This is a genomic window from Pseudomonas fluorescens (assembly GCF_041354075.1).
GTDB classification, from domain to species: Bacteria; Pseudomonadota; Gammaproteobacteria; order Pseudomonadales; family Pseudomonadaceae; genus Aquipseudomonas; species Aquipseudomonas fluorescens_CE.
Window position 1 is genome coordinate 51,603 of sequence record NZ_JARZGC010000014.1, and the last position, 24,689, is coordinate 76,291.

Below are 24,689 nucleotides of genomic sequence, written 5' to 3' on the forward strand. Positions count from 1 at the left end.
TGGACAGCTGGCTACGGCTCAGCGACGACGGAACAGCGGCAGCGGCTCGTCGGTGGCGGCCTGGTAGGTCACCGAGAAGTCCTTGAGGCTTTCAAGGGCTTCGTACGGGTCCTTGTCGGCGCGCAGGGCAAAGGCGTCGAACCCGCAGCGACGCAGGTAGAACAGCTGGTCGCGCAGCACATCGCCAATCGCCCGCAGCTCGCCTTTGAAACCGTAACGGTCACGCAGCAGGCGGGCGTTGGAGTAGTTGCGACCGTCGGTGAAGGCAGGGAAGTTCAGGGCGATGACCTGGAACTTGGCTACGTCTTCACCAATCTCTTCGGCTTCTTCGTCCGCATCCAGCCAGATGCCCAGGCCGCCATCGCGGGCCAGGAGCATGCGCCCGTGTTCACGCCACAACTGCAACGGCACGATGTAGTCGTCGCAGTTGCTGATGTCGTCGATGTTGAAGTCCTTGGGCAGCAGGTGCCAGGTTTCGTCGACGACTTCGTTGTTCTTAATGATTCGCTGCATAGACGCGTTCCTTGAAGAGGTCGATGCCAATACGCTGGTAGGTGTCGATGAAACGCTCGTCTTCGGTACGTTGTTCGATGTACACGTCGATCAGTTTCGAAATCACGTCAGGCATGTCGTCCTGGGCGAAGGACGGGCCGAGGATCTTGCCCAGGCTGGCATCGCGGCTGCCGCTGCCACCCAGGGACACCTGGTAGAACTCTTCGCCTTTCTTGTCCACCCCGAGAATGCCGATGTGGCCCACGTGGTGGTGACCGCAGGCGTTCATGCAGCCGGAGATGTTCAGGTCCAGTTCACCGATGTCGAACAGGTAGTCCAGGTCGTCGAAACGGCGCTGGATCGATTCGGCGATCGGGATCGACTTGGCGTTGGCCAGGGAGCAGAAGTCACCGCCGGGGCAGCAGATGATGTCGGTCAGCAGGCCGATGTTCGGCGTGGCAAAACCTTGCTCGCGCAGTTCGCCCCACAGGGTGAACAGTTGGCTTTGTTCAACGTCGGCCAGAATGATGTTCTGCTCGTGGGAGCTGCGCAGTTGCCCGAAGCTGTAGCGCTCGGCCAGGTCGGCGACGGCGTCCAGCTGCTTGTCGGTGATGTCGCCCGGCGCTACGCCGGTCGGCTTCAAGGACAGGGTCACGGCCACGTAACCCGGCTTTTTGTGCGCCAGGGTATTGCGGCTGCGCCAGCGGGCAAAGCCTGGATGCTGCTGGTCGAGCTCGGCCAGTTGCGCGCTCTGGTTGTCCAGCGCCTTGTAGTCCGGGTCGACAAAGTGCTTGGCGACGCGATGCACTTCGGCTTCGGTCAGCGTGGTCTGCCCACCGCGCAGGTGTTCCATTTCCGCGTCGACTTTCTGGGCAAACACTTCAGGCGTCAGGGCCTTGACCAGAATCTTGATCCTCGCCTTGTACTTGTTGTCACGACGGCCATAGCGGTTGTAGACACGCAGGATGGCGTCGAGGTAGCTGAGCAGGTCTTGCCACGGCAGGAATTCATTGATGAACGCGCCGACCACCGGTGTGCGGCCCAGGCCACCCCCCACCAGCACGCGGAAACCGACTTCGCCGGCCGCGTTGCGCACCGGCTCCAGGCCGATGTCGTGGACTTCGATGGCCGCCCGGTCGGAGGTCGAGCCGTTGATGGCGATCTTGAACTTGCGTGGCAGGTAAGCGAACTCGGGGTGGAACGTGGTCCACTGACGAACGATTTCGCACCACGGCCGCGGGTCGATCAGTTCATCGGCAGCGACACCGGCGAACTGGTCGGTGGTGACGTTGCGCAGGCAGTTGCCGCTGGTCTGGATCGCGTGCATCTGCACGGTGGCCAGTTCAGCCAGAATGTCCGGGATGTCTTCCAGCGCCGGCCAGTTGAACTGAATGTTCTGCCGGGTACTGATGTGGGCGTAGCCCTTGTCGTAGTCGCGGGCAATCTTCGCGATCATGCGCACCTGGCGCGAGGTCAGCTGGCCATAAGGCACCGCCACCCGCAACATGGGGGCGAAACGCTGGATGTAAAGCCCGTTCTGCAGGCGCAGGGGGCGAAACTCTTCCTCGCTCAGCTCGCCTGCCAGATAGCGTCGGGTCTGATCACGGAACTGCTTGACGCGGTCCTCGATGATCCGCTGATCGTACTCGTCGTATACGTACATATAAGTCCTGTTCTCAGGCTGGGCCGGTCGGATCCAGTTGCGTTTGTCGCTGGCTGAAGACTCCGATACTGCCTCGGCAATTCTGCGCGCACGGCCGCGCACTCCATACGGAGCCGGGGCAAGATACCAGTTTGGAGTTATGCGCAAAAGTGATGTTTGAGTATATGTAAAGAACCAAAACGACTAACGAGAATCGTTATTGCTATACCCGCATTTGTAGTATGGGCAATCGTCGTCTTTACTCTGCTCGAGTCTTCGTGCAATCACCGATAAAACCGACAAGAGGCGATGCAATGAGCAACCCTACCAAAGCTTCAAAGCCTGACAGTACGGTCGATGCCTGGGCCATTCTGTTTCTGATCATCCTGGTCGTGGGCACGGCCGTGTTCTGGGTCAGCCATCAATAATTGACCCGGTCCGGGCCCTGGCTCCACAGTTTGTCCGACAATCTGTGGGATTAGCACCGTTAAACGGGAATCGCTGGCTATAATGCGCGGCGAATTTCCGGGGGCTCGGACGATCCATGCTGAAGTTTTTCTACACCTTCCTGCTGGTGCTGGGCGCAGGTTACGGTTCTGCCGCGCGTGCGGAGTCGGTGCTGTTCCTCAATCCCGGGGATGTGGACGAAGCGTTCTGGGTCAGCTACTCGCAGTTCATGCAGGCGGCCGCCCGCGATCTGGGCATCGACCTGCGCATTCTTTATTCCCGGCGCATGCCGGAGCTGACGGTGGCGCAGGCCCGCCAGGCGTTGCAAGGTCCCGATCGTCCAGACTATCTGCTCTTCGCCAACGAACAGTACATCGCCCCGCAAGTGCTGCGGCTGGCGCAGGGCAGCGGTGTGAAACTGTTCATGGTCAACGCGTCGCTGACGCCGAACCAACTGAGCCTGCTCGGCGAGCGCCCGGATCGCCTGGGTAGCCTGGTGCCCAACGACGAGGAGGGCGGTTACCTGATGCTCAAGGAATTGATTCGCCAGCATCCGCCCGTGGCCCCCGGCGAGGAAATCGAATTGCTCGCCTTCTCCGGCCTGAAGATCACCCCTTCGGCGCAACTGCGTGAGAAAGGCATGATGCGGGCCTTGGCCGAGCACCCCGAAGTGCGCTTGCGACAACTGGTCTATGGCGGTTGGACGCGCAAACGGGCCTACGAACAGGCGAAACTGCTGCGCCATCGCTACCCGAATGTTTCGCTGGTGTGGTCGGCCAATGATGAAATGGCCTTTGGTGCCATGCAGGCGTATACCGAGGCGGGCAGCGTGCCCGGAAAAGACGTGTTGTTCAGCGCGGTCAACACCTCTGCCGCGGCGTTGCAGGCCAAAGTGCAGGGGCGCCTGAGCGTGCTGGTGGGTGGGCATTTCACCCTCGGTGGCTGGGCGTTGGTGCAATTGCACGACATCGACCGGGGCGTGGACATCGGCCGTTACGGCGGGCGGGATCGACAGATCCCGTTGCTGCAATTGATCGACACGGCTACCGCGAAGCGAATGCTGGCCATGGGCGACTCACCGGACTACGAGGTGAACTTCCGTCGCCTGTCCGCAAAGGGCCGGCCGTCGTCCTATCGCTACCCGTTCAACCTGCAGACCCTGATGCGCTAGACCCCGGCCAGAAACAGCACCAGTTGCACGATGCCATAGAGCGACAGGGCGAACACTGCCGTGAACGCAATCCCCAGGATCACAAAATGACTGGGCTTGCCGTGGGTGAAGTCCCGGGCACGGTTCTTCCCGCTCTGCACCCCGAATGCCGCAGCCATGACACTGTGCAGCATTTGCCAGAAGGTCGGCGGCTTGTTGTCGATTGGATCGTCCATAAACCCCTCGTCTTGACGTAAGCCCACTGAGCATAGCCAATCCTGCGAGCCACGCGGGGTCTGTGTGGGGGCAGGCAAGCCCGCTCCCACAGGTATTGAAGTGAGCCCAGCCTTTGCGTACGGCGCGAAACACTGTGGGAGCGGGCTTGCCCGCGACGGTAGTCCAATCGACACAACCGTCGGCTGTAACGACGCTTTCGCGAGCAAGCCCGCTCCCACAGGTTCAAGGCAGATTCGGGTCAGGCGCCTTAGTCGTCATACCCAAGATTCGGCGCCAGCCAGCGCTCGGTCACGCTCAATTCCTGGCCTTTGCGCGAGGTGTAGCTCTGCACCTGGTCCTTGTCGATCTTGCCCACGGCGAAGTATTGCGCCTGCGGGTGGGCGAAGTACCAGCCGCTGACGGCGGCGGCCGGGAACATGGCGTAGTGTTCGGTGAGGAACACGCCGCTGCGGCCGGCGCGCATTTCGGCGGCTTCGGGGTCGAGCAGGGCGAAGAGCGTGGCTTTCTCGGTGTGATCCGGGCAGGCCGGGTAACCCGGAGCAGGGCGGATGCCGCTGTATTGCTCCTTGATCAACGCCTCGTTGTTCAATGCTTCGTCCTTGGCGTAACCCCAGTATTCCTTGCGGACCTGCTGGTGCAGCCACTCGGCGCAGGCTTCGGCGAGGCGGTCGGCCAGGGCCTTGACCATGATCGAGTTGTAGTCGTCACCGGCGTCCTGGTAGGCCTTGGCCACTTCCTCGGCACCGATGCCGGCGGTGGTGATGAAGCCGCCCACGTAGTCGGTCAGTTCGCTGTCCTTCGGCGCAACGAAGTCGGCCAGGGAGAAGTTCGGCTTGCCATCGGTCTTGATGATCTGTTGGCGCAGGTGATGCAACTTGGCCAGCGGCTTGCCATGATCGTCGTAGAGCTCGATGTCATCGTCGCGTACCTGGTTGGCCGGCCAGAAACCGAACACCGCACGGGCACTGATCAATTTCTCGTCAATCAGCTTGGCGAGCATTTCCTGGGCATCGGCGTACAGGGCAGTAGCGGCTTCGCCGACCACTTCGTCCTGCAGGATGCGCGGGAATTTGCCGGCCAGGTCCCAGGAGATGAAGAACGGCGTCCAGTCGATGTACTCGGCCAGCACTTTCAAGTCGATGTTATCCAGCACCTTGCTGCCGGTGAACGTCGGCTTGACCGGGGTGTAGGTGCTCCAGTCGAATTGCGGCTTTTTCGCGATCGAGGCGGCGTAGCTCAGGCGTTCGGTGCGGGCGCTGCGGTTGGCGGTGCGCTCGCGGACCTCGATGTATTCCTCGCGGGTCTTCTCGACGAAACCGGCCTTGAGTTCCTTGGACAGCAACTGCGTGGCCACGCCCACGGCGCGGGAGGCGTCGGTGACGTAAACCACCGCATCGTTGCTGTACCTGGGCTCGATCTTCACCGCCGTGTGCGCCTTGGAGGTGGTCGCGCCGCCGATCATCAAGGGCAGGTGGAAGTCCTGGCGCTGCATCTCGCGCGCCACGTGAACCATCTCGTCCAGCGACGGCGTGATCAGGCCGGACAGGCCGATGATGTCGCACTTTTCTTCCTTGGCCACCTGCAGGATCTTCTCCGCCGGCACCATCACGCCCAGGTCGACGATGTCGTAGCCGTTACAGCCCAGCACCACGCCGACGATGTTCTTGCCGATGTCGTGCACGTCGCCCTTGACCGTGGCCATCAGGATCTTGCCCTTGGCTTCCGGTTTGTCGCCTTTTTCCAGTTCGATGAACGGGATCAGGTGAGCAACGGCCTGCTTCATCACGCGGGCGGATTTCACCACTTGCGGCAGGAACATTTTGCCGGCGCCGAACAGGTCGCCGACGATGTTCATGCCGGACATCAGCGGGCCTTCGATCACTTCGATCGGGCGGGCGAACGACTGGCGCGACTCTTCGGTGTCTTCGACGATGTGGGTGGTGATGCCCTTGACCAGCGCGTGTTCCAGGCGCTTGTTGACGTCCCAGTTGCGCCATTCCTCGGTCTCCGCTTCCTTGACGCTGCCGTCACCCTTGTACTTGTCGGCGATGGCGAGGAGGGCGTCGGTGCCTTCCGGGGTGCGGTTGAGGATCACGTCTTCCACGGCGTCGCGCAGCTCCGCCGGGATCTGGTCGTAGATCTCCAGCTGGCCGGCGTTGACGATACCCATGGACAGGCCATTGCGGATCGCATACAGCAGGAACACCGAGTGAATCGCCTCGCGCACCGGGTTGTTGCCACGGAACGAGAACGACACGTTGGACACGCCGCCGGAGGTCAGCGCATAGGGCAGCTCATCGCGGATGTAGGCACAGGCGTTGATGAAGTCCACGGCATAGTTGTTGTGCTCTTCGATACCGGTGGCCACGGCGAAGATGTTCGGGTCGAAGATGATGTCTTCCGGCGGGAAGCCGACTTCGTTGACCAGAATGTCGTAGGAACGCTTGCAGATCTCTTTCTTGCGTGCCTCGGTGTCGGCCTGGCCGGCTTCGTCGAACGCCATGACCACCACGGCTGCGCCATAGCGCTTGCACAGTTTGGCGTGATGAATGAACTGCTCGACGCCTTCCTTCATGCTGATCGAGTTGACGATGCCCTTGCCCTGGATGCACTTGAGGCCGGCTTCGATCACGTCCCATTTCGAGGAGTCGATCATGATCGGCACGCGGGAGATGTCCGGCTCGCCGGCAATCAGATTGAGGAAGGTCACCATCGCCTTCTTCGAATCGAGCATGCCCTCGTCCATGTTGATGTCGATCACCTGGGCGCCGGCTTCGACCTGCTGCAAGGCGACTTCCAGGGCCTCGGTGTAGTTGTCTTCACGGATCAGCCGGGCGAACTTGGCGGAGCCGGTGATGTTGGTACGCTCGCCGACGTTGACGAACAGCGAGCTGCGATCAATGGTGAACGGTTCCAGGCCCGAGAGGCGGCAGGCCTTGGGGATGTCCGGAATCTCGCGCGGCGCATAACCGGCCACGGCCTTGGCGATGGCTTCGATGTGGCCCGGCGTGGTACCGCAGCAACCGCCGACGATGTTGAGGAAGCCGCTCTGGGCGAACTCTTCGATGACCTTGGCGGTTTGCGATGGCAGTTCGTCGTACTCGCCGAACTCGTTGGGCAGGCCGGCGTTAGGGTGCGCCGAAACGTGGGTGCTGGCCTTGTTCGACAGCTCTTCCAGGTACGGGCGCAACTCACTGGCGCCGAGGGCGCAGTTCAGGCCGACCGAGATCGGCTTGGCGTGGGCCACCGAGTTCCAGAACGCTTCGGTGGTCTGGCCGGAAAGGGTCCGGCCGGAGGCATCGGTGATGGTGCCGGAAATCATGATCGGCAGCTCGATGCCCAGCTCTTCGAATACCCCTTGCACCGCGAAGATCGCCGCCTTCGCGTTGAGGGTGTCGAAGATGGTTTCGATCAGGATCAGGTCGGCGCCGCCTTCGATCAGACCCTTGGTCGATTCGGTGTAGTTCTCCACCAGTTCGTCGAAGGTCACGTTGCGGTAGCCCGGGTTGTTCACGTCCGGGGACAGCGAGCAGGTGCGGCTGGTCGGGCCCAGTACGCCGGCAACGAAACGTGGCTTGTCCGGGGTCTCGAGGGTTTTCGCATCGGCGACCTTGCGCGCGAGGCGAGCGCCTTCTACGTTCAGTTCGTAGGTCAAGGCTTCCATGCCATAGTCGGCCATGGAAATCCGGGTGGCGTTGAAGGTGTTGGTTTCGAGGATGTCGGCACCGGCATCCAGGTAGGCTTTCTCGATGCCGCCGATCACGTCCGGGCGCGTCAGCACCAGCAGGTCGTTGTTGCCTTTGACGTCGCTCGGCCAGTCGGCGAAGCGCTTGCCACGGTAATCCTGTTCCTCGAGCTTGTAGCTCTGGATCATCGTGCCCATGCCGCCATCGAGAATCAGGATGCGCTCCTTGAGAGCGTGCTTGAGAGCTTGAAGGCGAAGGCTGCGATCGGACATGTGGACTACTCGGAAAAGACCATTACGAAGGGACGGAATCATAACAAACCTGCGTGCTTTCAGAGCATGTGAGGGTTTTGCATGAATATCGCTCATGTTGGCGATATCGCCGCGCCTGTACAATCGCGGCGTTTTTTCAAGGATCGGGACCAGGACCATGTCGTATCGCGTCGTCATCAGCAGTGTCTTGCTGCTTTTAAGTGGGGGCGCCGGAGCGCAAGGCCTCGCGACAGCTCCCGACATTTCCTATACGCGCGATATCCAGCCGATCTTCACCGAGAAGTGCGTCGCCTGCCATGCCTGTTACGACTCGGCTTGCCAGCTCAACCTGGGCAGCGGCGAAGGCGCGGCGCGGGGCGCGAGCAAGTCGCCGGTGTATGACGGCGAGCGCACCCAGGCCGCGATGCCTACGCGGCTGTTCTACGACGCCAGCGGCAAGCGTGCCTGGCAGCAGAAGGGCTTTTATTCAGTGCTCGACGCCCAAGGGAGCCAGGCGGCATTGATGGCGCGGATGCTTGAGTTCGGCCACCGCACGCCGTTGCAACCCAATGCGAAGTTGCCGGACGACATCGTCCTGGGCCTCAACCGTGAGAACACCTGCGCGATGCCGGCGGAGTTCGACACCTATGCCAGCTCCCATCCGAAGCAGGGCATGCCCCTGGCGGTGACCGGCCTGACCGATCAGCAATACCAGACGCTGCAACGCTGGCTGGCTTCCGGTGCACCAATTGACGAGAAGGGACTGGTGCCGAGCGCGAAAGAGGCCTTGCAGGTGGTGCAGTGGGAAAACCTGCTCAACGCCCCGGGCGCCCGACAAAGTCTGGTGGGGCGCTGGCTGTTCGAGCACTGGTTCCTGGCGCACATCTATTTCAAGGACGGCGAGCCGGGACATTTCTTCCAGTGGGTGCGCTCGCGCACGCCGACGGGCCAGCCGATCGACGTGATCAACACCCGTCGCCCGAACGATGACCCAGGCACCGAGTTCTACTACCGCCTGTGGCCGGTGCAGGGCGTGATCGTGCACAAGACCCACATCACCTACCCGCTGAGCGCGGCGAAAATGGCGCGGGTCAAAAGCCTGTTCTACAGCGGCAACTGGCAGGTCAGCGCACTGCCGGGTTATGGCCCGGAGCGGCGGGCCAATCCCTTCTCGACGTTCGAGGCCATCCCCGCCCAGGCGCGTTATCAGTTCATGCTCGATAACGCCGAATACTTCGTGCGCACCTTCATCCGTGGCCCGGTGTGCCGTGGGCAGATTGCCACGGACGTGATCCGTGACAACTTCTGGGCATTGTTCCAGGCCCCGGAACACGACCTCTATATCACCGACCCCAACTATCGGGGCCAGGCCACACCGTTGCTGGCCATGCCGGGGCAGAACGACGACGTTGGCAGCGTTCTCAGCCTGTGGCGCAACTACCGCGACAAGCGCAACGAGTACGAAGCCTTGCGCCGTGACAGCTACGCCGACTTGCCGGCCCCGAGCTGGTCGACGCTGTGGGCGGGCAACGACAACGCGCTGCTGAGCATCTTCCGCCATTTCGACAGCGCCGCCGTGACCAAGGGCCTGATCGGTGAAGTGCCGCAAACAATTTGGTTGTTCGACTATCCGCTGCTGGAACGCACCTATTATCAGTTGGCCGTCAACTTCGACGTGTTCGGCAACGTGTCCCACCAGGCCCAGACACGCCTGTACTTCGACCTGATCCGCAATGGCGCCGAACTCAACTTCCTGCGCCTGATGCCCGCCGACTCGCGGGAAGGGTTCCTGGATGACTGGTACCAGGACAGCGGCAAGTTCAAGATGTGGATGGACTATGAAGACATCGATGACGACAAGCCCACAGCGCTGAAACTCGATGAAAAAGACCCGAAATACGATTTCGCCATGCAGTTGCTGGTGCGTTATGGCGAGCTGAATGCCAAGCCGGACCCGATCAATCGCTGCGACGGCGCGTATTGCTCGCGCCCCAACATCGACCCCGACCTGCAGAGTGCCGAGCAGGTCTTGAGCCGCCTGACGTCGCGTCCTGCCGCCGGGCTGAAAGTGATCGATCAGTTGCCGGAGGCGACGATGCTGCGGGTCGAGACGACCAGTGGCAAGCGTGAGGTCTACAGCCTGCTGCGCAACCGCGCCCACAGCAACGTGGCGTTTCTGCTCGGTGAGTCCCTGCGTTATCAGCCGGGGCTCGACACGCTGACGATTTTCCCCGGGGTGCTCAGCAGCTACCCGAACTTCATCTTCAACGTACCCGCGGGGCAGGTTCCGGCCTTCGTCGAGGCCATGGAGAACGCCAAGGACGCCAACCGCTTCGAGAAGATCGTCGAGCGTTGGGGGATCCGCCGCAGCCACCCGCAGTTCTGGTTCTACTTCCATGACCTGAGCCGGTACATCCACGAGACTGATCCGGTGGAAGAGGGCGTGCTGGACATGAACCGCTACGAGAATCTTTGATCGACTTTTGACCGGGCAGTGATGTCTCACCTGTAGGAGCGAGCATGCTCCTACAGATACTCACTGTCTGGAGGGTCGTCGATGTTGATTTCAGTACAGGCCCTGCGCGCGCTGGCGGCCTGGTTGGTGGTTTGCCACCACTTCATGCAGATTTTCTTCGACTTCCAGGCCCGTGGTCCGATCGGCCAGTTGTTCATCGACAAGGGCGCGGTGGGGGTCGATGTGTTTTTTGTCATCAGTGGCCTGGTGATCTTCCTCTCCACCGAAGGCAAGTCGCTGCCACCGGGGCGCTTTCTGCTGTACCGGCTGTTTCGCATCGTGCCGGCGTATTGGCTGTATACGCTACTGATGGCGCTGATCGTGGTGTTCGCCCAGCCGGTGTTGCCGGATCAGACGGTCGACTGGTCACACCTGTTGCTGTCCCTGCTGTTCATCCCGACTCAGAACCCCGGTGGCTACGGGATTTATCCGACGCTGAATGTTGGCTGGACCCTCAACTACGAAGTGTTGTTCTACCTGCTGTTCGCCTGGGCGTTGTTGTTCCGCCTGCAACTGCGGTTGCTGGTCGTCGCGGCGCTGCTGTTTGCGGTGTGCCAGGCCTGGACCGGCTACGGCTGGATCAGCGAATTCTACCGCTCGGACATCGTTTACGAGTTCCTGCTCGGCATGGCCATCGGCATGCTGTATCAAAAAGGCTGGATCAGGCCCGGCTTGTGCCTGCCTTTGCTGGGGGTCGCTGTGGCGCTGCTGGCCATTTACCTGTTGCCGCCGCAACCGCGATTTTTCGCCTGGGGGCTGCCCAGCGCGGTATTGGTAATGGCCGGGATGTCGCTGGAGCGCTTTTTCGAGAACCGTCGACTGCTGAAGTGGCTCGGCGATTGTTCCTACTCGGTGTACTTGATGCACGTATTGGTATTGTCGACGGGCGGATTCGTGGCGCAACGCTATGGCATCAATCCCTACCTGATGTTCGTCGTTTGCGTGCTGGCCATTGCCGTCGGGGCGTGGGCCAGTTACGAATGGGTTGAAAAATTCAGCTATCGGTGGCTAAAGCAAAGGTTTGACGGCGATTCCAGCGTTGAACGTGAGTCCGTGCTTTCCCGACAAAAATACTAGGACTTTGTACGGCGCGTTGATTGGCGTAAACTGCGCCCAAGCCTGTGAGGAGTTTCCATGACTGCTATTACTATCACCGACGCCGCCCACGATTACCTGGCCGATCTGCTCTCCAAGCAGAACACCCCGGGCATCGGCATCCGCGTTTTCATCACCCAGCCTGGCACCCAGTACGCCGAAACCTGCATTGCCTACTGCAAGCCGGGCGAAGAGAAACCCGAAGACACCGCGCTGGGGCTCAAGAGCTTCACCGCTTACATCGACTCGTTCAGCGAAGCGTTCCTCGATGACGCGGTGGTCGACTACGCCACCGACCGCATGGGCGGCCAACTGACCATCAAGGCGCCGAATGCCAAGGTGCCGATGGTCAACGCCGACAGCCCGATCAACGAGCGCATCAACTACTACCTGCAAACCGAGATCAACCCGGGGCTGGCCAGCCACGGCGGTCAGGTCAGCCTGATCGACGTGGTTGAAGACGGTATCGCCGTGCTGCAATTCGGCGGCGGTTGCCAGGGTTGTGGCCAGGCGGACGTGACCCTGAAGGAAGGCATCGAGCGTACCTTGCTCGAGCGCATTCCCGAGCTCAAGGGCGTCCGCGACGTGACCGACCACACGCAGAAAGAAAACGCCTACTACTAAGGTGTTCGCTGCGGCATGAAAAAACGGCGCCCCGTGAGCGCCGTTTTTTTATGGGTGAAATTCGAGGGCCCTTTCGCGAGCAAGCCCGCTCCCACAATAGATCTGAATCCACAAATTCAATGTGGGAGCGGACTTGCTCGCGAAGGCGTCCTCAAGGCCTGTAAAGATGCGCGTGCCCGGCCCGGTACAGCGATGACTCGCTGAACTGATCACTGCCCAGCACCCGACCCACCAGAATCAGCGCCGTGCGCCGAAACCCCTTGGCCTCGACCTTACCGGCAATGTCTTCAATCGTCCCCACCACCCAGTCCTGATCCGGCCAGGTCGCCCGGTGAATCACCGCAATCGGGCAGTCCGCGCCGTAGTGTGGCAGCAATTCGGCGAGGATCTTCTGCAAATGGTTGACCCCCAGGTGAATCGCCATGGTTGCCCCGTGTTGGGCCAGGCTGCCCAGTTCTTCACCGGCCGGCATCGCAGTCTTGTCAGCGTAACGGGTCAGGATCACGCTCTGAGACACGTCGGGCAGCGTCAGTTCGGCACCCAGTAACGCGGCGCAGGCCGCCGTGGCCGTGACACCCGGGATGATCTCGAACGGGATCTGCAGCTCACGCAGATAGCGGATCTGTTCGCCGATGGCCCCATAAAGCCCCGGATCGCCGGAATGCACCCGGGCCACGTCCTGGCCGTTCAAATGGGCGGCCTTGATCAGCTCGATGATCTGTTCCAGGTGCAGTTCTGCGCTGTTGATCACCTGTTCGGCGCTGTGACCTTGCAGCACGGCGGCGGGCACCAGAGAGCCGGCGTAGATGATCACCGGGCAACTGCGGATCAGGCGCTGGCCCTTGACGGTGATCAGTTCCGGGTCACCGGGGCCTGCGCCGATGAAGTACACGGTCATAGTCGTTTCCTGTGAAAAGGGGGGCTGGGCCAACCTTCAGATGAAGATCGCTCATGATCAAGGGTGGGGATTATCGGGGATTTCAGGTCGAGCGCGCCAACGCCAGGGTGGCCTGGGCATATTTCTGACGGCAAATCAGCAAGGTGGCAGGCGTCCGGGCCAGTTGTTCGGCGAGGGCGAGGGCGGCGCTTTCCGCCACGCCGTAGCAACCGGTACGCTCGAAAGCGATCTGCGAGCGGTGACTGAGTCGCGCTTGATAACCGGTCAGTTGTTCACTGCTGAAAAACGTCAACGCAAGTCCCAGCTGTGCGGCCAGTTCGAGCAGGCCCGGCTCTTCGCGTTTCAGGTCGATGCTGGCCAGCGCCTTGATCTGATGCAATTCGATTTGATGGGCCTGCAGCACTTGGTCGAGCAGGGCTCGCAGCGTGCTGACGGGGCAGTCGCGCTGACAGCCCAGGCCGACCACCAGGGTCGGCGCTGTGCCATCAACGGTCATGCGGGGTATTGACCGTCGTTCTTGCGGCGAAACAACCAGGCGCTGATCAAGCCCAGGGCCAGCCAGAATGCGACGTTGGTCAACTGCGAAGCGATCTTGAATTGAGCTTCCAGTGCCTCTGGAGCGAGCATCGAGTGCACTTCGGGCTGCGGTGCGCCGATCACGTGAGGAACGGCGAGAATCGCCACGCCCAGCACTTTCATCAGCCAGTGGCGGCTGAACGCGATCAGGGCGATGCCCACGGCAGTGGACGCCGCCGTGCCGATCCACCAGAGCTGCCGTTGTGCCAGATCTGCCGCCGCCGTACCCGGCAGCTCGGGCGGCAGGCCCAGAGTCGGCGCCAGAACGAAGGTGGCGTAACCGGCCAGGCCCCAGAGCAGGCCCTGGGAGGTTTTGGTCGGCGCCCGCAGCGTGTAGAGGCCGGCCAGCATCAAGGCGAAACCCACTGCCACGACCAGGTTGCCACCGGTCGTCGACACGATGCGCTGCCAGCCATCTTCCGGCTCCCAGGCTTCGGCATCGTGGGTGTGCGCGGCGGTGCCGGCGGCATGTTCGTGCACTTCAACGGCAGCCGGTTCGGCCTTTTCGTAGGTTTCCGCCTGCAGAATCAGCGGCGAAACCCAGAAGCTTTGCAGCAGGGTGAGGAGCAGGGCGGCCAGCAGCCCGGAGAAACCTGCGGTTTGCGCGATACGCTTGATCATGTCGGCAGGTCTCAATGGCACGGGAAGGCGGCGCTGTGGCGGGTATCGTGCGCGGCGTTGTGCACCGCTTCGATGTGCGAGAAACCGGCGAAGTAGACCAGGCAGGCGCCCAGGATCGAGGCACAGACAGCAGCGGTCAGGCGTTGACTCAGGGTGGTCGTGGTGGTGCTGGCGGAGCTGGGATTGGTGCTGCTGATGATCGACATGGCGCTTCCCTCTGTTCTGTCAACGGGTGAAGGCAGCGCATGCAAGCCTCCTGCGCATCGGGCACGCAGAAGTCCGAACAGCGCCCGCCCACCGCGGGTTTGTCATTTCAGTGAACGTATCGTCACTTTGTGTCGCGGGCCGGTCTCCGGGCTCACGAGGGGCTTGGGCGATGCTCAAACCTGCAAGAATCGCCTTCCCATGCCGAATGGCCGGCACAGTGGCTGTGATTCTTCGCTCGCTTACCGTTGCGGGGGCAGCACCGGACTGACATGGCCTTGAGTAAAGCACATGATTCACCGGTTTCCCGTTTCACCCTGTGAAGGGCACCCGTAACAAGGTGTGTAGGAGAGCATGGGGCGGCTTTGCCGTCAATCGAGACCGCGATGGCGTCCTGACAGCCGCTACAAGAATTTGACCCGTCCACAGACCATGCGTAGCCTTGTCCCTTCGAGGTTCTTCGCCATTGTCGAAGCTAAGAAGGGAACGCGGTCGATGCCGCGGCTGCCCCCGCAACTGTGAACGGTGATGTTCGCTGCCACGCCACTGCAAACCCGCTGCACCGGGTTCGCGGGAAGGCGCAGCGGATGCCGGGCCTGGCGCCCCGCACACCGTCAGCCAGGAGACCTGCCTCGAACCAGAATCTCACTACAACCGGGCGGGGTGATCCGGTGGCGAAACGCTTGCGCGCGCACCTGTCGCAGCGCGTGCCGTCCCGTATGCCCGCCACCTTGCCAAAGGGCATCCGATGAAAACACTGGCCAAACTTCCCGTCACCATCGTCACCGGCTTTCTCGGCTCGGGTAAGACCACCTTGTTGCGCCACATGCTCGACAACGCCCAGGGCCGCCGCATCGCCGTGATCGTCAACGAGTTCGGCGAGCTGGGCATCGATGGCGAAATCCTCAAGCAGTGCTCCATCGGTTGCACCGAGGAAGAAGCGGTCGGGCGCGTTTTCGAACTGGCCAGTGGCTGCCTGTGCTGCACGGTTCAGGAAGAGTTCTTCCCGGTCATGCGCGAACTGGTTGCGCGCCGTGGCGACCTCGACCACATCCTCATCGAAACCTCCGGCCTGGCACTGCCTAAACCCTTGGTGCAAGCGTTTCAGTGGCCGGAAATCCGCAGTGCCTGCACGGTCGATGCCGTCATCACCGTCGTCGACAGCCCGGCCGTTGCCGCCGGCACCTTTGCCGCGTTCCCGGACCAAGTCGATGCCCAGCGCAAACTCGACCCGAACCTGGACCACGAATCGCCCCTGCACGAACTGTTCGCCGACCAATTGGCCAGCGCTGACCTGGTGATCCTCAACAAGGCCGACCTGATCAGCCCTGAAGACCTGGCCCGCGTGCGCCTGGAAGTGGCTGAAGAACTGCCGCCAGCGGTCAAGGTGATCGAGGCCAGCAGCGGTCGGGTGCCACTCGACGTGCTGATCGGCCTGGGTGCCGGTTCCGAGGAACACATCGACAGCCGTCACAGCCACCACGATCACCACCATGAAGGTGAGGACGATCACGACCACGATGCCTTCGACTCCATTTCCATCGAATTGCCTCAAGCCGACGAAAGCCTGTTGCTGGATGCGCTGACCCAGTTGGTGGTCAAGCACGACATCCTGCGGGTCAAGGGTTTCGCGGCGATCCCGAACAAACCGATGCGCCTGCTGATCCAGGGCGTGGGGACGCGATTCGACAAACACTTCGACCGCCAGTGGGGCGCCGATGAAGCGCGCACCACGCGCCTGGTACTGATCGGCCAGGAACTGGACGCTGTGCAACTCGAAGCCCAACTGCGCGCCGCGCTCAGCGTCTGACCCATGCACCTGCTCAGGACCCAGCCCGGCGGTTTCGTGTCGGATGACAACATTGCCGACCTTGGACAAACCCCCGCCGAGCTGGTGGTCCTGTGCAGCGGTGATTCCAGCCTGGCATTGCTCGCCGAAGCGGCGCAGCAGTTGCCCGACGATTACCCTAGCGTGCGCCTGGCCAACCCGATGCAGGTGCAGAACCATGCGTCGGTCGATCTGTATGTCGATGAAGTCCTGCGTCATGCCAAAGTGATTCTGGTGTCGCTGCATGGCGGCATCGCCTATTGGCGTTATGGCGTCGAGCAACTGATCGAACTGTCCCTCCGTGGCGTGCAGCTGATTCTGGTCCCAGGTGACGATCGCCCGGACCCGGAGCTCAGCGACCTGAGCACGGTGGCAGCCGATGATCGTGACCGGCTCTGGCACTACTTGCGTCAAGGCGGCATGGCCAACGCCCTGGATCTGTTCCGTTGCCTGGCCAACCGCTGGCTGGATCGCGACTACGCCTGGGCCGAGCCGCAAACCCTGCCGCGTACCGCGATTTATCATCCGCACAAGCATCCGGCGCTATTGACCGACTGGCAGGCCGATTGGCAGGCGGGCCAGCCCGTGGCGGCGGTGCTGTTTTACCGCTCGCACCTGCAGGCGGCGAACACGGCGTTCATCGATGTGTTCTGTCAGCGTCTGCAAGCGGCGGGGCTCAATCCCTTGCCGGTGGCGGTGGCCAGCCTGAAGGAGCCCGGCTGCCTGTCGGTGGTCGAGGACTGGCTGGACGAGGTCGACGCCTCGGTGATCCTCAACACCACCGGCTTCGCCCAGTCCAGCCCGGAAGCGCCGCACCTGCGGCCGTTTCGCCGCAACATCCCGGTGATCCAGGCGATCTGCGCCCAGGACAACGAACCGGGCTGGCGAGCCAGCGAGCAGGGCCTGGGGCCGAGGGACCTGGCGATGCACATTGCGCTGCCGGAACTGGACGGCCGGATCATCAGCCGGCCGATCAGCTTCAAGGACCTGGCGTGGCGCAGCGAACGCAGTCAGTCCGATGTCGTGTGTTACCGGGCGGCACCGGAGCGCATGGATTTCGTGGCCGAACTGGCCCGGCGCTGGGTCGATCTGGCGCGGGTGCCCAACGCCGAAAAACGCATCGCTCTGGTCCTTGCCAATTACCCGACCCGTGACGGACGCATTGGCAACGGTGTCGGCCTGGACACGCCCGCCGCCGCGCTGAATATCCTGCGCGCGTTGCAGCAACAGGGTTATCCGCTCTCGGAGCCTCTGCCCGACAGCGGCACCGCGCTTATCCAGCAATTGCTGGGTGGCGTCAGCAATGACCTCGACAGCCTCGACCAGCGTCCGTGCCATCAAAGCCTGGCCATGGAAGACTACCATCACCTGTTCAGCGCCTTGCCCGAGGCCAATCGCCAGGCGGTGCTGGAGCGCTGGGGGTCGCCGCACAACGACCCGATGTGCCGTGACGGGCGGATGATGATCGCCGGCCTGCGTTTTGGCCTGACCTTCGTCGGCATCCAGCCGGCGCGTGGGTATCAAGTGGACCCGAGTGCCGTGTATCACGACCCGGACCTGGTGCCGCCACACGCTTATCTGGCGTTCTATTTCTGGCTGCGCCACGCATATGGCAGCCACGCTGTGATCCACGTCGGCAAGCACGGCAACCTCGAATGGCTGCCGGGAAAGGGTGTCGGCCTGTCGGAAAATTGCTGGCCGGATGCGCTGCTCGGGCCACTGCCGAACATCTATCCCTTCATCGTCAACGATCCGGGTGAGGGCGCCCAGGCCAAGCGACGGACTCAGGCGGTGATCATCGACCACCTGATGCCGCCACTGACCCGGGCTGAGACCTACGGTCCGCTGCGTAATCTGGAACTGCTGGCAGACGAATATTACGAAGCGCAGTTGCTCGATCCACGCCGAGCGCGGGAGTTGCAGCGCGACATCCTGCAACTGGTGCGCGATACCCACATCGACCGTGAATTGCAGTTGGACGAACATCTCGACAGCGACGCGGATGCGGCGATCTGGCTGCCGCGCCTGGACACCTACCTGTGTGACCTCAAGGAATCGCAGATCCGCGATGGCCTGCACATCTTCGGCGAATCGCCGAGCGGGCGTTTGCGCACCGACACGCTGCTGGCTCTGCTGCGTATTCCCCGTGGCGACGGGCGCGGCGCGCAGTCGAGCTTGTTGCGGGCGCTGGCCAAGGCGTTCGAACTGGGGTTCGATCCGCTGGATTGCGCGTTGGCCGAGCCGCGGACCGGCCTGCGTCCCGAGGCGTTGCAAGCGGTGAGCGATGATCGCTGGCGCACTGTCGGCGACACCCGTGAGCGCCTGGAGCTGTTCGCCGCGCAGCTCATTTCCCAATCATTGAACGCGATCCCCTGTAGGAGCGAGCATGCTCGCGATGGTGTGTCAGTCGACCCCTCTGTGTCTGATACTCCATCGCGAGCATGCTCGCTCCTACAGGAGGGGGCACGGTGGGATGACGTCCGCGTCATCCTCGACCACCTGCGCGAAGTGGTTGCCCCACGTCTCGACGCCTGCGGCCCGGCTGAAATGCGCGGGTTGCTCGACGCCCTCGGTGGCCGTTTCGTTCCGGCCGGGCCAAGCGGCGCACCGAGTCGCGGTCGCCTGGACGTGCTGCCCACCGGGCGCAACTTCTACTCGGTGGACGTTCGCAACCTGCCCACCATCACGGCGTGGCGCATCGGTTTCCAGTCCGCCACCCTGATTCTCGAACGGCACTTGCAAGATCACGGCGACCACCTGCGTCAGCTTGGCCTGTCCGTCTGGGGCACCGCGACCATGCGCACGGGCGGTGACGACATCGCCCAGGCCATGGCGCTGATGGGAGTGCGGCCGGTGTGGGCGACGGGCAGTCAGCGGGTCGACGATTTCGAGATCCTGCCGCTGAGCCTGCTCGACCGTCCGCGCGTGGACGTGACCCTGCGCGTGTCCGGGTTCTTTCGTGACGCGTTTGCCAACCTGATTCGCCTGTTCGACGCGGCCGTGCAAGCGGTGGCCGCGCTCGACGAGCCGGACGATCTCAACCCCCTGGCCGCCAAAGTCCGCGCTGAACAGGCCAGCCTGTTGCAGGCAGGGCTGGACGAGGACGCAGCCCGGCGCCAGGCCGGCTGGCGCATTTTCGGGGCCAAGCCCGGTGCCTATGGTGCCGGCGTGCAGGGCGCCATCGACGGCCGTCTGTGGCAAAGCCGCGAGGACCTGGCCGAGGTGTACCTGAACTGGGGTGGCTACGCCTACGGCGGTTCCGACGAAGGCACCGCCGCCCGCGAACCGTTCGCGCGGCGCCTGAGCCAGGTTCAGGCGGTGCTGCAAAACCAGGACAATCGCGAGCATGACTTGCTCGATTCCAATGATTATTACCAGTTCCAAGGGGGCATGCTGGCTGCCGTGGAAAGCCTCGGCGGCGTTGCAGCGGCCAGCTACCATGGCGATCACAGCCAGCCGGACCTGCCGAAGATCCGCACGCTGAAGGAAGAACTGAACCGGGTCATCCGCTCCCGGGCGGCAAATCCGAAGTGGCTCGAGGGCGTCAAGCGCCACGGCTATAAAGGCGCGTTCGAAATGGCGGCGACGGTCGATAACCTGTTCGCGTTCGATGCGACCACGCAGTTGATCGACGATCACCAGTACGCATTGCTCGCCGATGCCTATCTGCTCGACCCGGTGACCCGTGATTTCGTCCGCGAACACAACCCGCACGCCTTGCGCGACATGACCGAACGCATGCTCGAAGCGCAGCAGCGGGGAATGTGGAAAGACCCCGGGGAGTACCGCGAGGCGCTGGAAAACCTGTTGCTGGATATCGAAGAAAATGGCTGAGCACCCTGGCGCTTGCACAATGACTGGATTGGCCTGCCACCGACCATGACCGAGATTGAATAATGACCGACACCCCGCATTTCCCGCTTTCCGCCGTGGTCGGCGCCGACGACTTGAAGCTGGCGCTGTACCTCACCGCGATCGACCCGAAGATCGGCGGGGTGTTGATCGAAGGTCCACGGGGCATGGCCAAGTCGACCTTGGCCCGTGGCCTGGCGGACCTGCTGGCCAGCGGGCAGTTCGTCACCTTGCCTTTGGGCGCCACGGAAGAGCGGCTGGTCGGCACCCTCGACCTGGACGCGGCCCTGAGTGAAGGACGCGCGCAGTTTTCCCCGGGTGTGCTGGCCAAAGCAGACGGCGGCGTCCTCTATGTCGACGAAGTCAATTTGCTTGCCGATCACCTGGTGGACCTGCTGCTCGACGTCGCCGCCAGCGGCACCAACCTGATCGAGCGCGACGGCATTTCCCATCGCCACTCGGCAAGGTTCGTGCTGATCGGCACCATGAACCCGGAAGAGGGCGAGTTGCGCCCGCAATTGCTCGACCGTTTTGGCCTGAACGTTGCCCTGAGTGGCCACACCGCGCCGGAACAACGCGGCCAGATCATTCGCCGACGCCTGGACTTCGACAGCGACCCGCAAGGCTTCTGCGCCGAATGGGAGCAGCGGCAACAGGCGTTGCGCGAACGCTGTGAGCAGGCTCGGCGTACCTTGCCGAACATCCCGCTGGACGATGCAGCCTTGGCGCAGATCACCGAGCGCTGCTATGCCGCTGGCGTCGATGGCCTGCGCGCGGATCTGGTCTGGTTCCGTGCGGCCCGAGCCCATGCCGCCTGGCGGGGCGCGAGCGCGATTGCCGAGGAGGATATCGACGCGGTGGCCGATTTCGCCTTGCGCCATCGCCGTCGCGAACCATCACCGTCTAATCCGCCGCAGCCTGCGCAGTCGCCCGCCGCGCACACGACCAACCCCGGCGAAGGTCAGGGTCAGTGGGGCGAGTTGCCTGCACAGGCCTTGCCGGTCGGTAATCGTCGTGAAGTGCCGAGCTGGCCAAAAAAGCCCTAGGCATTCGCCCTCGTTCTGCTGCGGGGGCGAATGCCAAACCCCGCGCCGGACGCCTGGAGCATGGCAAGCAGGGAAAACGCCGAGCCGCGCGCGACGGTTCGGTCAACTGGCCCGGTACGCTGCTCAACGGTCGGCCGCGTCAGCGTCAGGACTTGCAGTTCCAGTTGCGTACCCGCTCGCCCCACGAGTTATGGCTGGTGATCGTCGACGCCTCGGCATCGACCCGTCGGCATCAGGCCCTGAGCGATGCCAAGGGGTTGTTGGCCCAGTTGTTCGACGACGCTTACCGGCAACGTGCGCGCCTGGCGTTGCTGACGGCCAGCGGTGCAGCGCCGAATTGGCAGGTGCAGGGGCTTAAAGCGTCCAGTGGCTTGCGTCACTGGCTCGATGGCCTCGGTGCGGGCGGCGGCACGCCCTTGATCGCAGCGTTGAGCGAAGCGGGGCGTTGGCTGGGGGTTCGGCGCAAACGCTTTCCCGCCGAACGGCAGCGCTTGCTGGTGGTCACCGACGGGCGAGTGAAAGACTGGCCGGCGTTACCCCCACTGGACTGCCCGGGATTGCTGATCGACATCGAACGCGGCCCGATTCGCCTCGGCCGCAGCCAGTTATTGGCAGCCCAATTACAAACCGAATACCGCCATATCGACGACCCCACCCCCCCGTAGGATCGAGCATGTCGAGGCGTCGAACCGTCGCGATGGTCGTCAACGATGACGCGGAAAACCTGACACCCCGCATTGCTCTCTCGTCCATCGCGACGGTTCGACGCCTCGACATGCTCGTTCCTACAGTAGAGGGTTGTGCTATTGCGGGAGAGGGTGGATGACCACCTGAGCAGGGATCGGGTGGCGCATCAACGTACCCACCACCAGCGCACCCAGCAATCCCAGCACACCGGCGACCGTCAGCAGCCAACTGAATCCTCCGACGAACGCCTGGCGCGCCAGCGGTTCGACCAGCGCGTGGGCACTTTCCGGCAGCAGGCTCATGGCCGCCGCCATATCGCCGGCGACCACGCGAGAGGCGATGCCCTGGCTGTGGTCGAGCCAGGCTTGCCCCAGGCTGCCGCGCAGCAAGTGCTCGGTGTGGCTGGACAGCAGCGCTCCGTACACGCCGATAGCCAGGACGATCGCACTGAAGCGCATGGTGGTGCTCATGCCCGATGCCATGCCGGTCCGCTCACGCGGCACACAAGCCATGATGTTCTTTTGTGTGTCGCCATTGAGCAGGCCGGCCCCCGCGCCAGTGACGGCAATCGCCAGGGCGAAGGGCACGTAGCCCCCAGCGCCGACCGCCCAGGCGCTGAGCAGATTGCCACAGCCGACCAGGGCCAAGCCGCTGGCCATCATGGTCGCCGGCGCGAATCGGCGGGACAGGCGCACGCCAATGCGTGGGCAGATCAGCATGGTCAGGGCAAACGGCAGCATGCCCAGACCTGAAGCGATGGCGGAAAACCCCAACCCGTTCTGCAGGTAGAACGGCAGCAGCGTCATCATCACCTGGGCGCAACCGGCGTAGGCGAACATGCCCAGCAATGCGCCAATGAAGCGTGGGTGGCGGAACAACTTCAAATCCACCATAGGCCGTTGTTGCAGGCGTTCGATGACCACGAACAGGCCGAGCAACAGGCCGCCGCCGATCAGTCTGGCGTAGGTGGTCGGGTTGCTCCAGCCAATCCGGTTGGCTTCGATCAGGCCCCAGATCAGGCATAACAGACTGCCACTGAACGCCAGGCTGCCCCATGGATCGAGGCGAGCGGATTGCGGGTCGCGGGATTCGGGTACCGCGCGCCAGACCATGGCCATCAGCAGCAGCCCCACCGGCAGATTGAGGTAGAAAATCCAGCGCCAGCCGATGTATTCGGTGATTAACCCACCGAGGGTTGGTGCGGCGGTCATCGCCACACCCATGCAGGCGCCCCAGAACGCCCAGGCCTTGGCGCGCTCCACTTCATCGTGAAAGGTGTGGCCGATGGAGGCCAGAGCCGACGTCAGCAGCAGAGCAGCACCCACGCCCTTGATCGCCCGGGCAATGTCGAGGAACAGCGCATTGGGCGCCGCCCCGCAGCCAATGGATGCCAGGATGAACAGCCCCAGGCCGCACAGCAGGGTTTTCTGGCGGCCAAAGCGGTCGGCGATGCTGCCGGCCGGCAACAGCAGGGCGGCGAACGCCAGCATGTAGGCGCTGACCACCCATTCGATGTCGGCAAAGTTGGCGCCCAGGTCGCGGGCGATGGTCGGCAGGGTGACGGCGACGATGTTGGTGTCCAGGACGATCAGCGAGCAGACCCCAGACGCGGTCAGCAAGGTCAGGCGCGGATTGACCCGGCTCATGAGGTAATTGCCTTTTGGGCAAGGGCGCAGGCGATGGCCGGGTGAATGAGTTTGACGTACATGGCGTGGGCTCTCTACTGTGTTTGCAGTTGAAGCTTATCGCGGCCTGGCAACGGCTTCGTTAGCCTCGTCTGGGCACTTCATTACCTTTGAGCTAATGCAACCATGGACATCCGCCATTTCCGCTATTTTCTGGCCGTTGCGCGGCAGGGCAACTTCACCCGCGCCGCCGAGCAACTGGGTATTGCGCCGCCCACCCTGACCCGGCAGATCCAGGACATGGAAAACGAACTTGGCACCCGGCTGTTCGTGCGTCAGACCCGTGAAGTGAGCCTGACCGAGGCCGGCGCGGCGCTGATGGTCGAAGCCGAGGCGACCGTGCGTCAATTCGAATATGCCCAGCAAAACGCCCAGCGCGCCGGACGGGGGGAGATCGGGCATATCGAATTGGGCTATGTGGCCTCGGCGGTGTATTCAGGGCTGCTGCAAAAGCAGGTGCAGTTGTTCACCCGCGAATGCCCGGACGTCAGCCTGAACGTGCGCGAATACCCCATGGCGTCGCTACCGGCGATGGTGCTAGAGGGACGTTTCGACATTGGTTATGTCCGTTCGCCCATGACCTTGCCCGAAGGACTGGAAGCCATCCGCCTGGATGCCGAAGGCTTCGTATTGGCGCTGCCTGGCGATTCCTGGTTGTGCCGTTTGAGCGAAATCGGACCGGAGCATCTGCAAGGTGAGACCTTCATCCTGCCGGAGCAGATCAGCGGTACCCTGCACGTGGCCGCGCTGGGAGGGTTTGCACCGAAGCTGGGGGCGCAACCGGGCGGGCTGGTGGCGGTGCTGGCGTTGGTGTCCCTGGGGCAGGGGGTGGCGGTGGTGCCCGAATCGGTGGTCGGGCACGTGGGCTTGCCCGGTGTGGTGTACCGGCCGATCAAGGGCAGCGAGGCCAGTTCGTGGCTGTCGCTGATTCATCGGCGGTTCGAGAAGTCGGCGGCGGTGGTGCGGTATATCGAGCGGGTGAGGGCGGGTTTACAGATTTTGTAATGATTTCCCTCTGTGGGAAAAGTCCTCTTGCGCTGTACGCTTCAAGGCCTTTTCCCTTTCTGGATCTGCATGAACACCCTCTCGGAGCCCCCCAGTTATCCTTCCTCCCCGCGCCATCGCGCGCGCTTCACGCACGCGAAACATCCGG

The 24,689-nt window shown here is 62.8% G+C and carries 18 protein-coding genes and 2 riboswitches; of the genes, 9 read left to right on the forward strand and 9 right to left on the reverse strand.

From position 1 onward, the window contains the following. Positions 1–18: 18 nt before the first annotated feature. The gene (locus tag QIW53_RS18225; protein WP_371051010.1) at positions 19–513 is read right to left on the reverse strand and encodes a DUF934 domain-containing protein; all 495 of its coding nucleotides are present in this window, start codon (positions 511–513) and stop codon (positions 19–21) included. After that, positions 497–2,155: a nitrite/sulfite reductase gene (locus tag QIW53_RS18230; protein ID WP_201192149.1), complete on the reverse strand. Its 1,659-nt coding sequence runs from the start codon at positions 2,153–2,155 to the stop codon at positions 497–499. The genes QIW53_RS18225 and QIW53_RS18230 overlap by 17 nt, the downstream gene beginning before the upstream one ends. Before the next feature lie 523 nt (positions 2,156–2,678). On the opposite strand from QIW53_RS18230, the gene QIW53_RS18235 reads away from it, so the two are divergent. Next, positions 2,679–3,752 carry an ABC transporter substrate-binding protein gene (locus QIW53_RS18235; protein WP_371051011.1) on the forward strand — a complete coding sequence of 358 codons (1,074 nt, stop codon included), beginning with the start codon at positions 2,679–2,681 and terminating at the stop codon, positions 3,750–3,752. Here the strand turns inward: QIW53_RS18235 and QIW53_RS18240 are convergent. Next, positions 3,749–3,967 (reverse strand): DUF2970 domain-containing protein, encoded by a 219-nt coding sequence (locus tag QIW53_RS18240; RefSeq protein ID WP_371051012.1) that lies wholly within the window; start codon positions 3,965–3,967, stop codon positions 3,749–3,751. The genes QIW53_RS18235 and QIW53_RS18240 overlap by 4 nt on opposite strands. Before the next feature lie 248 nt (positions 3,968–4,215). Next, positions 4,216–7,926, reverse strand: a complete 3,711-nt coding sequence (gene metH / locus QIW53_RS18245) for a methionine synthase (protein WP_371051013.1) — start codon at positions 7,924–7,926, stop codon at positions 4,216–4,218. 157 nt (positions 7,927–8,083) lie between these two features. On the opposite strand from metH, the gene QIW53_RS18250 reads away from it, so the two are divergent. The 3 genes from QIW53_RS18250 (at position 8,084) to nfuA (ending at position 12,139) form a co-directional block, all read left to right on the forward strand. Beyond that, positions 8,084–10,381 carry a fatty acid cis/trans isomerase gene (locus QIW53_RS18250; protein WP_371051014.1) on the forward strand — a complete coding sequence of 766 codons (2,298 nt, stop codon included), beginning with the start codon at positions 8,084–8,086 and terminating at the stop codon, positions 10,379–10,381. A gap of 81 nt (positions 10,382–10,462) precedes the next feature. After that, the gene (locus QIW53_RS18255; RefSeq protein WP_371051015.1) at positions 10,463–11,497 is read left to right on the forward strand and encodes an acyltransferase family protein; all 1,035 of its coding nucleotides are present in this window, start codon (positions 10,463–10,465) and stop codon (positions 11,495–11,497) included. A 57-nt stretch (positions 11,498–11,554) separates the two neighbouring features. Further along, complete coding sequence (gene nfuA / locus QIW53_RS18260) at positions 11,555–12,139, forward strand: Fe-S biogenesis protein NfuA (protein WP_007959519.1); 585 nt, start codon at positions 11,555–11,557, stop codon at positions 12,137–12,139. A 151-nt stretch (positions 12,140–12,290) separates the two neighbouring features. Here nfuA and cobM read toward each other — a convergent pair whose 3' ends face one another. The 4 genes from cobM to QIW53_RS18280 form a co-directional block, all read right to left on the reverse strand. Continuing rightward, positions 12,291–13,037: a precorrin-4 C(11)-methyltransferase gene (gene cobM, locus QIW53_RS18265; protein ID WP_371051016.1), complete on the reverse strand. Its 747-nt coding sequence runs from the start codon at positions 13,035–13,037 to the stop codon at positions 12,291–12,293. 82 nt (positions 13,038–13,119) lie between these two features. Then, a complete protein-coding gene (locus QIW53_RS18270; RefSeq protein WP_371051017.1) occupies positions 13,120–13,533 on the reverse strand; it encodes a cobalamin biosynthesis protein in 414 nt (137 codons plus the stop codon). Further along, positions 13,530–14,234: a CbtA family protein gene (locus QIW53_RS18275; RefSeq protein ID WP_371051018.1), complete on the reverse strand. Its 705-nt coding sequence runs from the start codon at positions 14,232–14,234 to the stop codon at positions 13,530–13,532. The genes QIW53_RS18270 and QIW53_RS18275 overlap by 4 nt, the downstream gene beginning before the upstream one ends. Positions 14,235–14,245: 11 nt before the next feature. Beyond that, a complete protein-coding gene (locus QIW53_RS18280) occupies positions 14,246–14,440 on the reverse strand; it encodes a CbtB domain-containing protein (protein WP_371051019.1) in 195 nt (64 codons plus the stop codon). Between the two features lie 120 nt (positions 14,441–14,560). Continuing rightward, a riboswitch (cobalamin riboswitch) is annotated at positions 14,561–14,787 on the reverse strand. Positions 14,788–14,874: 87 nt separating this feature from the next. Next, positions 14,875–15,087, forward strand: a riboswitch (cobalamin riboswitch). Positions 15,088–15,186: 99 nt separating this feature from the next. Between QIW53_RS18280 and cobW the strand changes: the two genes are divergently transcribed. From cobW to QIW53_RS18300, 4 genes are all read left to right on the forward strand, one after another. After that, positions 15,187–16,248 (forward strand): cobalamin biosynthesis protein CobW, encoded by a 1,062-nt coding sequence (gene cobW, locus QIW53_RS18285; protein ID WP_371051021.1) that lies wholly within the window; start codon positions 15,187–15,189, stop codon positions 16,246–16,248. Positions 16,249–16,251: 3 nt separating this feature from the next. Then, the gene (cobN, locus tag QIW53_RS18290) at positions 16,252–20,100 is read left to right on the forward strand and encodes a cobaltochelatase subunit CobN (RefSeq protein ID WP_371051022.1); all 3,849 of its coding nucleotides are present in this window, start codon (positions 16,252–16,254) and stop codon (positions 20,098–20,100) included. 62 nt (positions 20,101–20,162) lie between these two features. Then, positions 20,163–21,164, forward strand: a complete 1,002-nt coding sequence (locus tag QIW53_RS18295) for an ATP-binding protein (RefSeq protein ID WP_371051023.1) — start codon at positions 20,163–20,165, stop codon at positions 21,162–21,164. Between the two features lie 2 nt (positions 21,165–21,166). Next, the gene (locus tag QIW53_RS18300; protein WP_371051106.1) at positions 21,167–21,829 is read left to right on the forward strand and encodes a vWA domain-containing protein; all 663 of its coding nucleotides are present in this window, start codon (positions 21,167–21,169) and stop codon (positions 21,827–21,829) included. A gap of 138 nt (positions 21,830–21,967) precedes the next feature. Here the strand turns inward: QIW53_RS18300 and QIW53_RS18305 are convergent, their stop codons facing one another. Further along, the gene (locus tag QIW53_RS18305) at positions 21,968–23,497 is read right to left on the reverse strand and encodes an MFS transporter (RefSeq protein ID WP_371051024.1); all 1,530 of its coding nucleotides are present in this window, start codon (positions 23,495–23,497) and stop codon (positions 21,968–21,970) included. Between the two features lie 165 nt (positions 23,498–23,662). On the opposite strand from QIW53_RS18305, the gene QIW53_RS18310 reads away from it, so the two are divergent. Further along, a complete protein-coding gene (locus QIW53_RS18310) occupies positions 23,663–24,541 on the forward strand; it encodes a LysR family transcriptional regulator (protein ID WP_371051025.1) in 879 nt (292 codons plus the stop codon). The last annotated feature ends 148 nt before the right edge of the window (positions 24,542–24,689 follow it).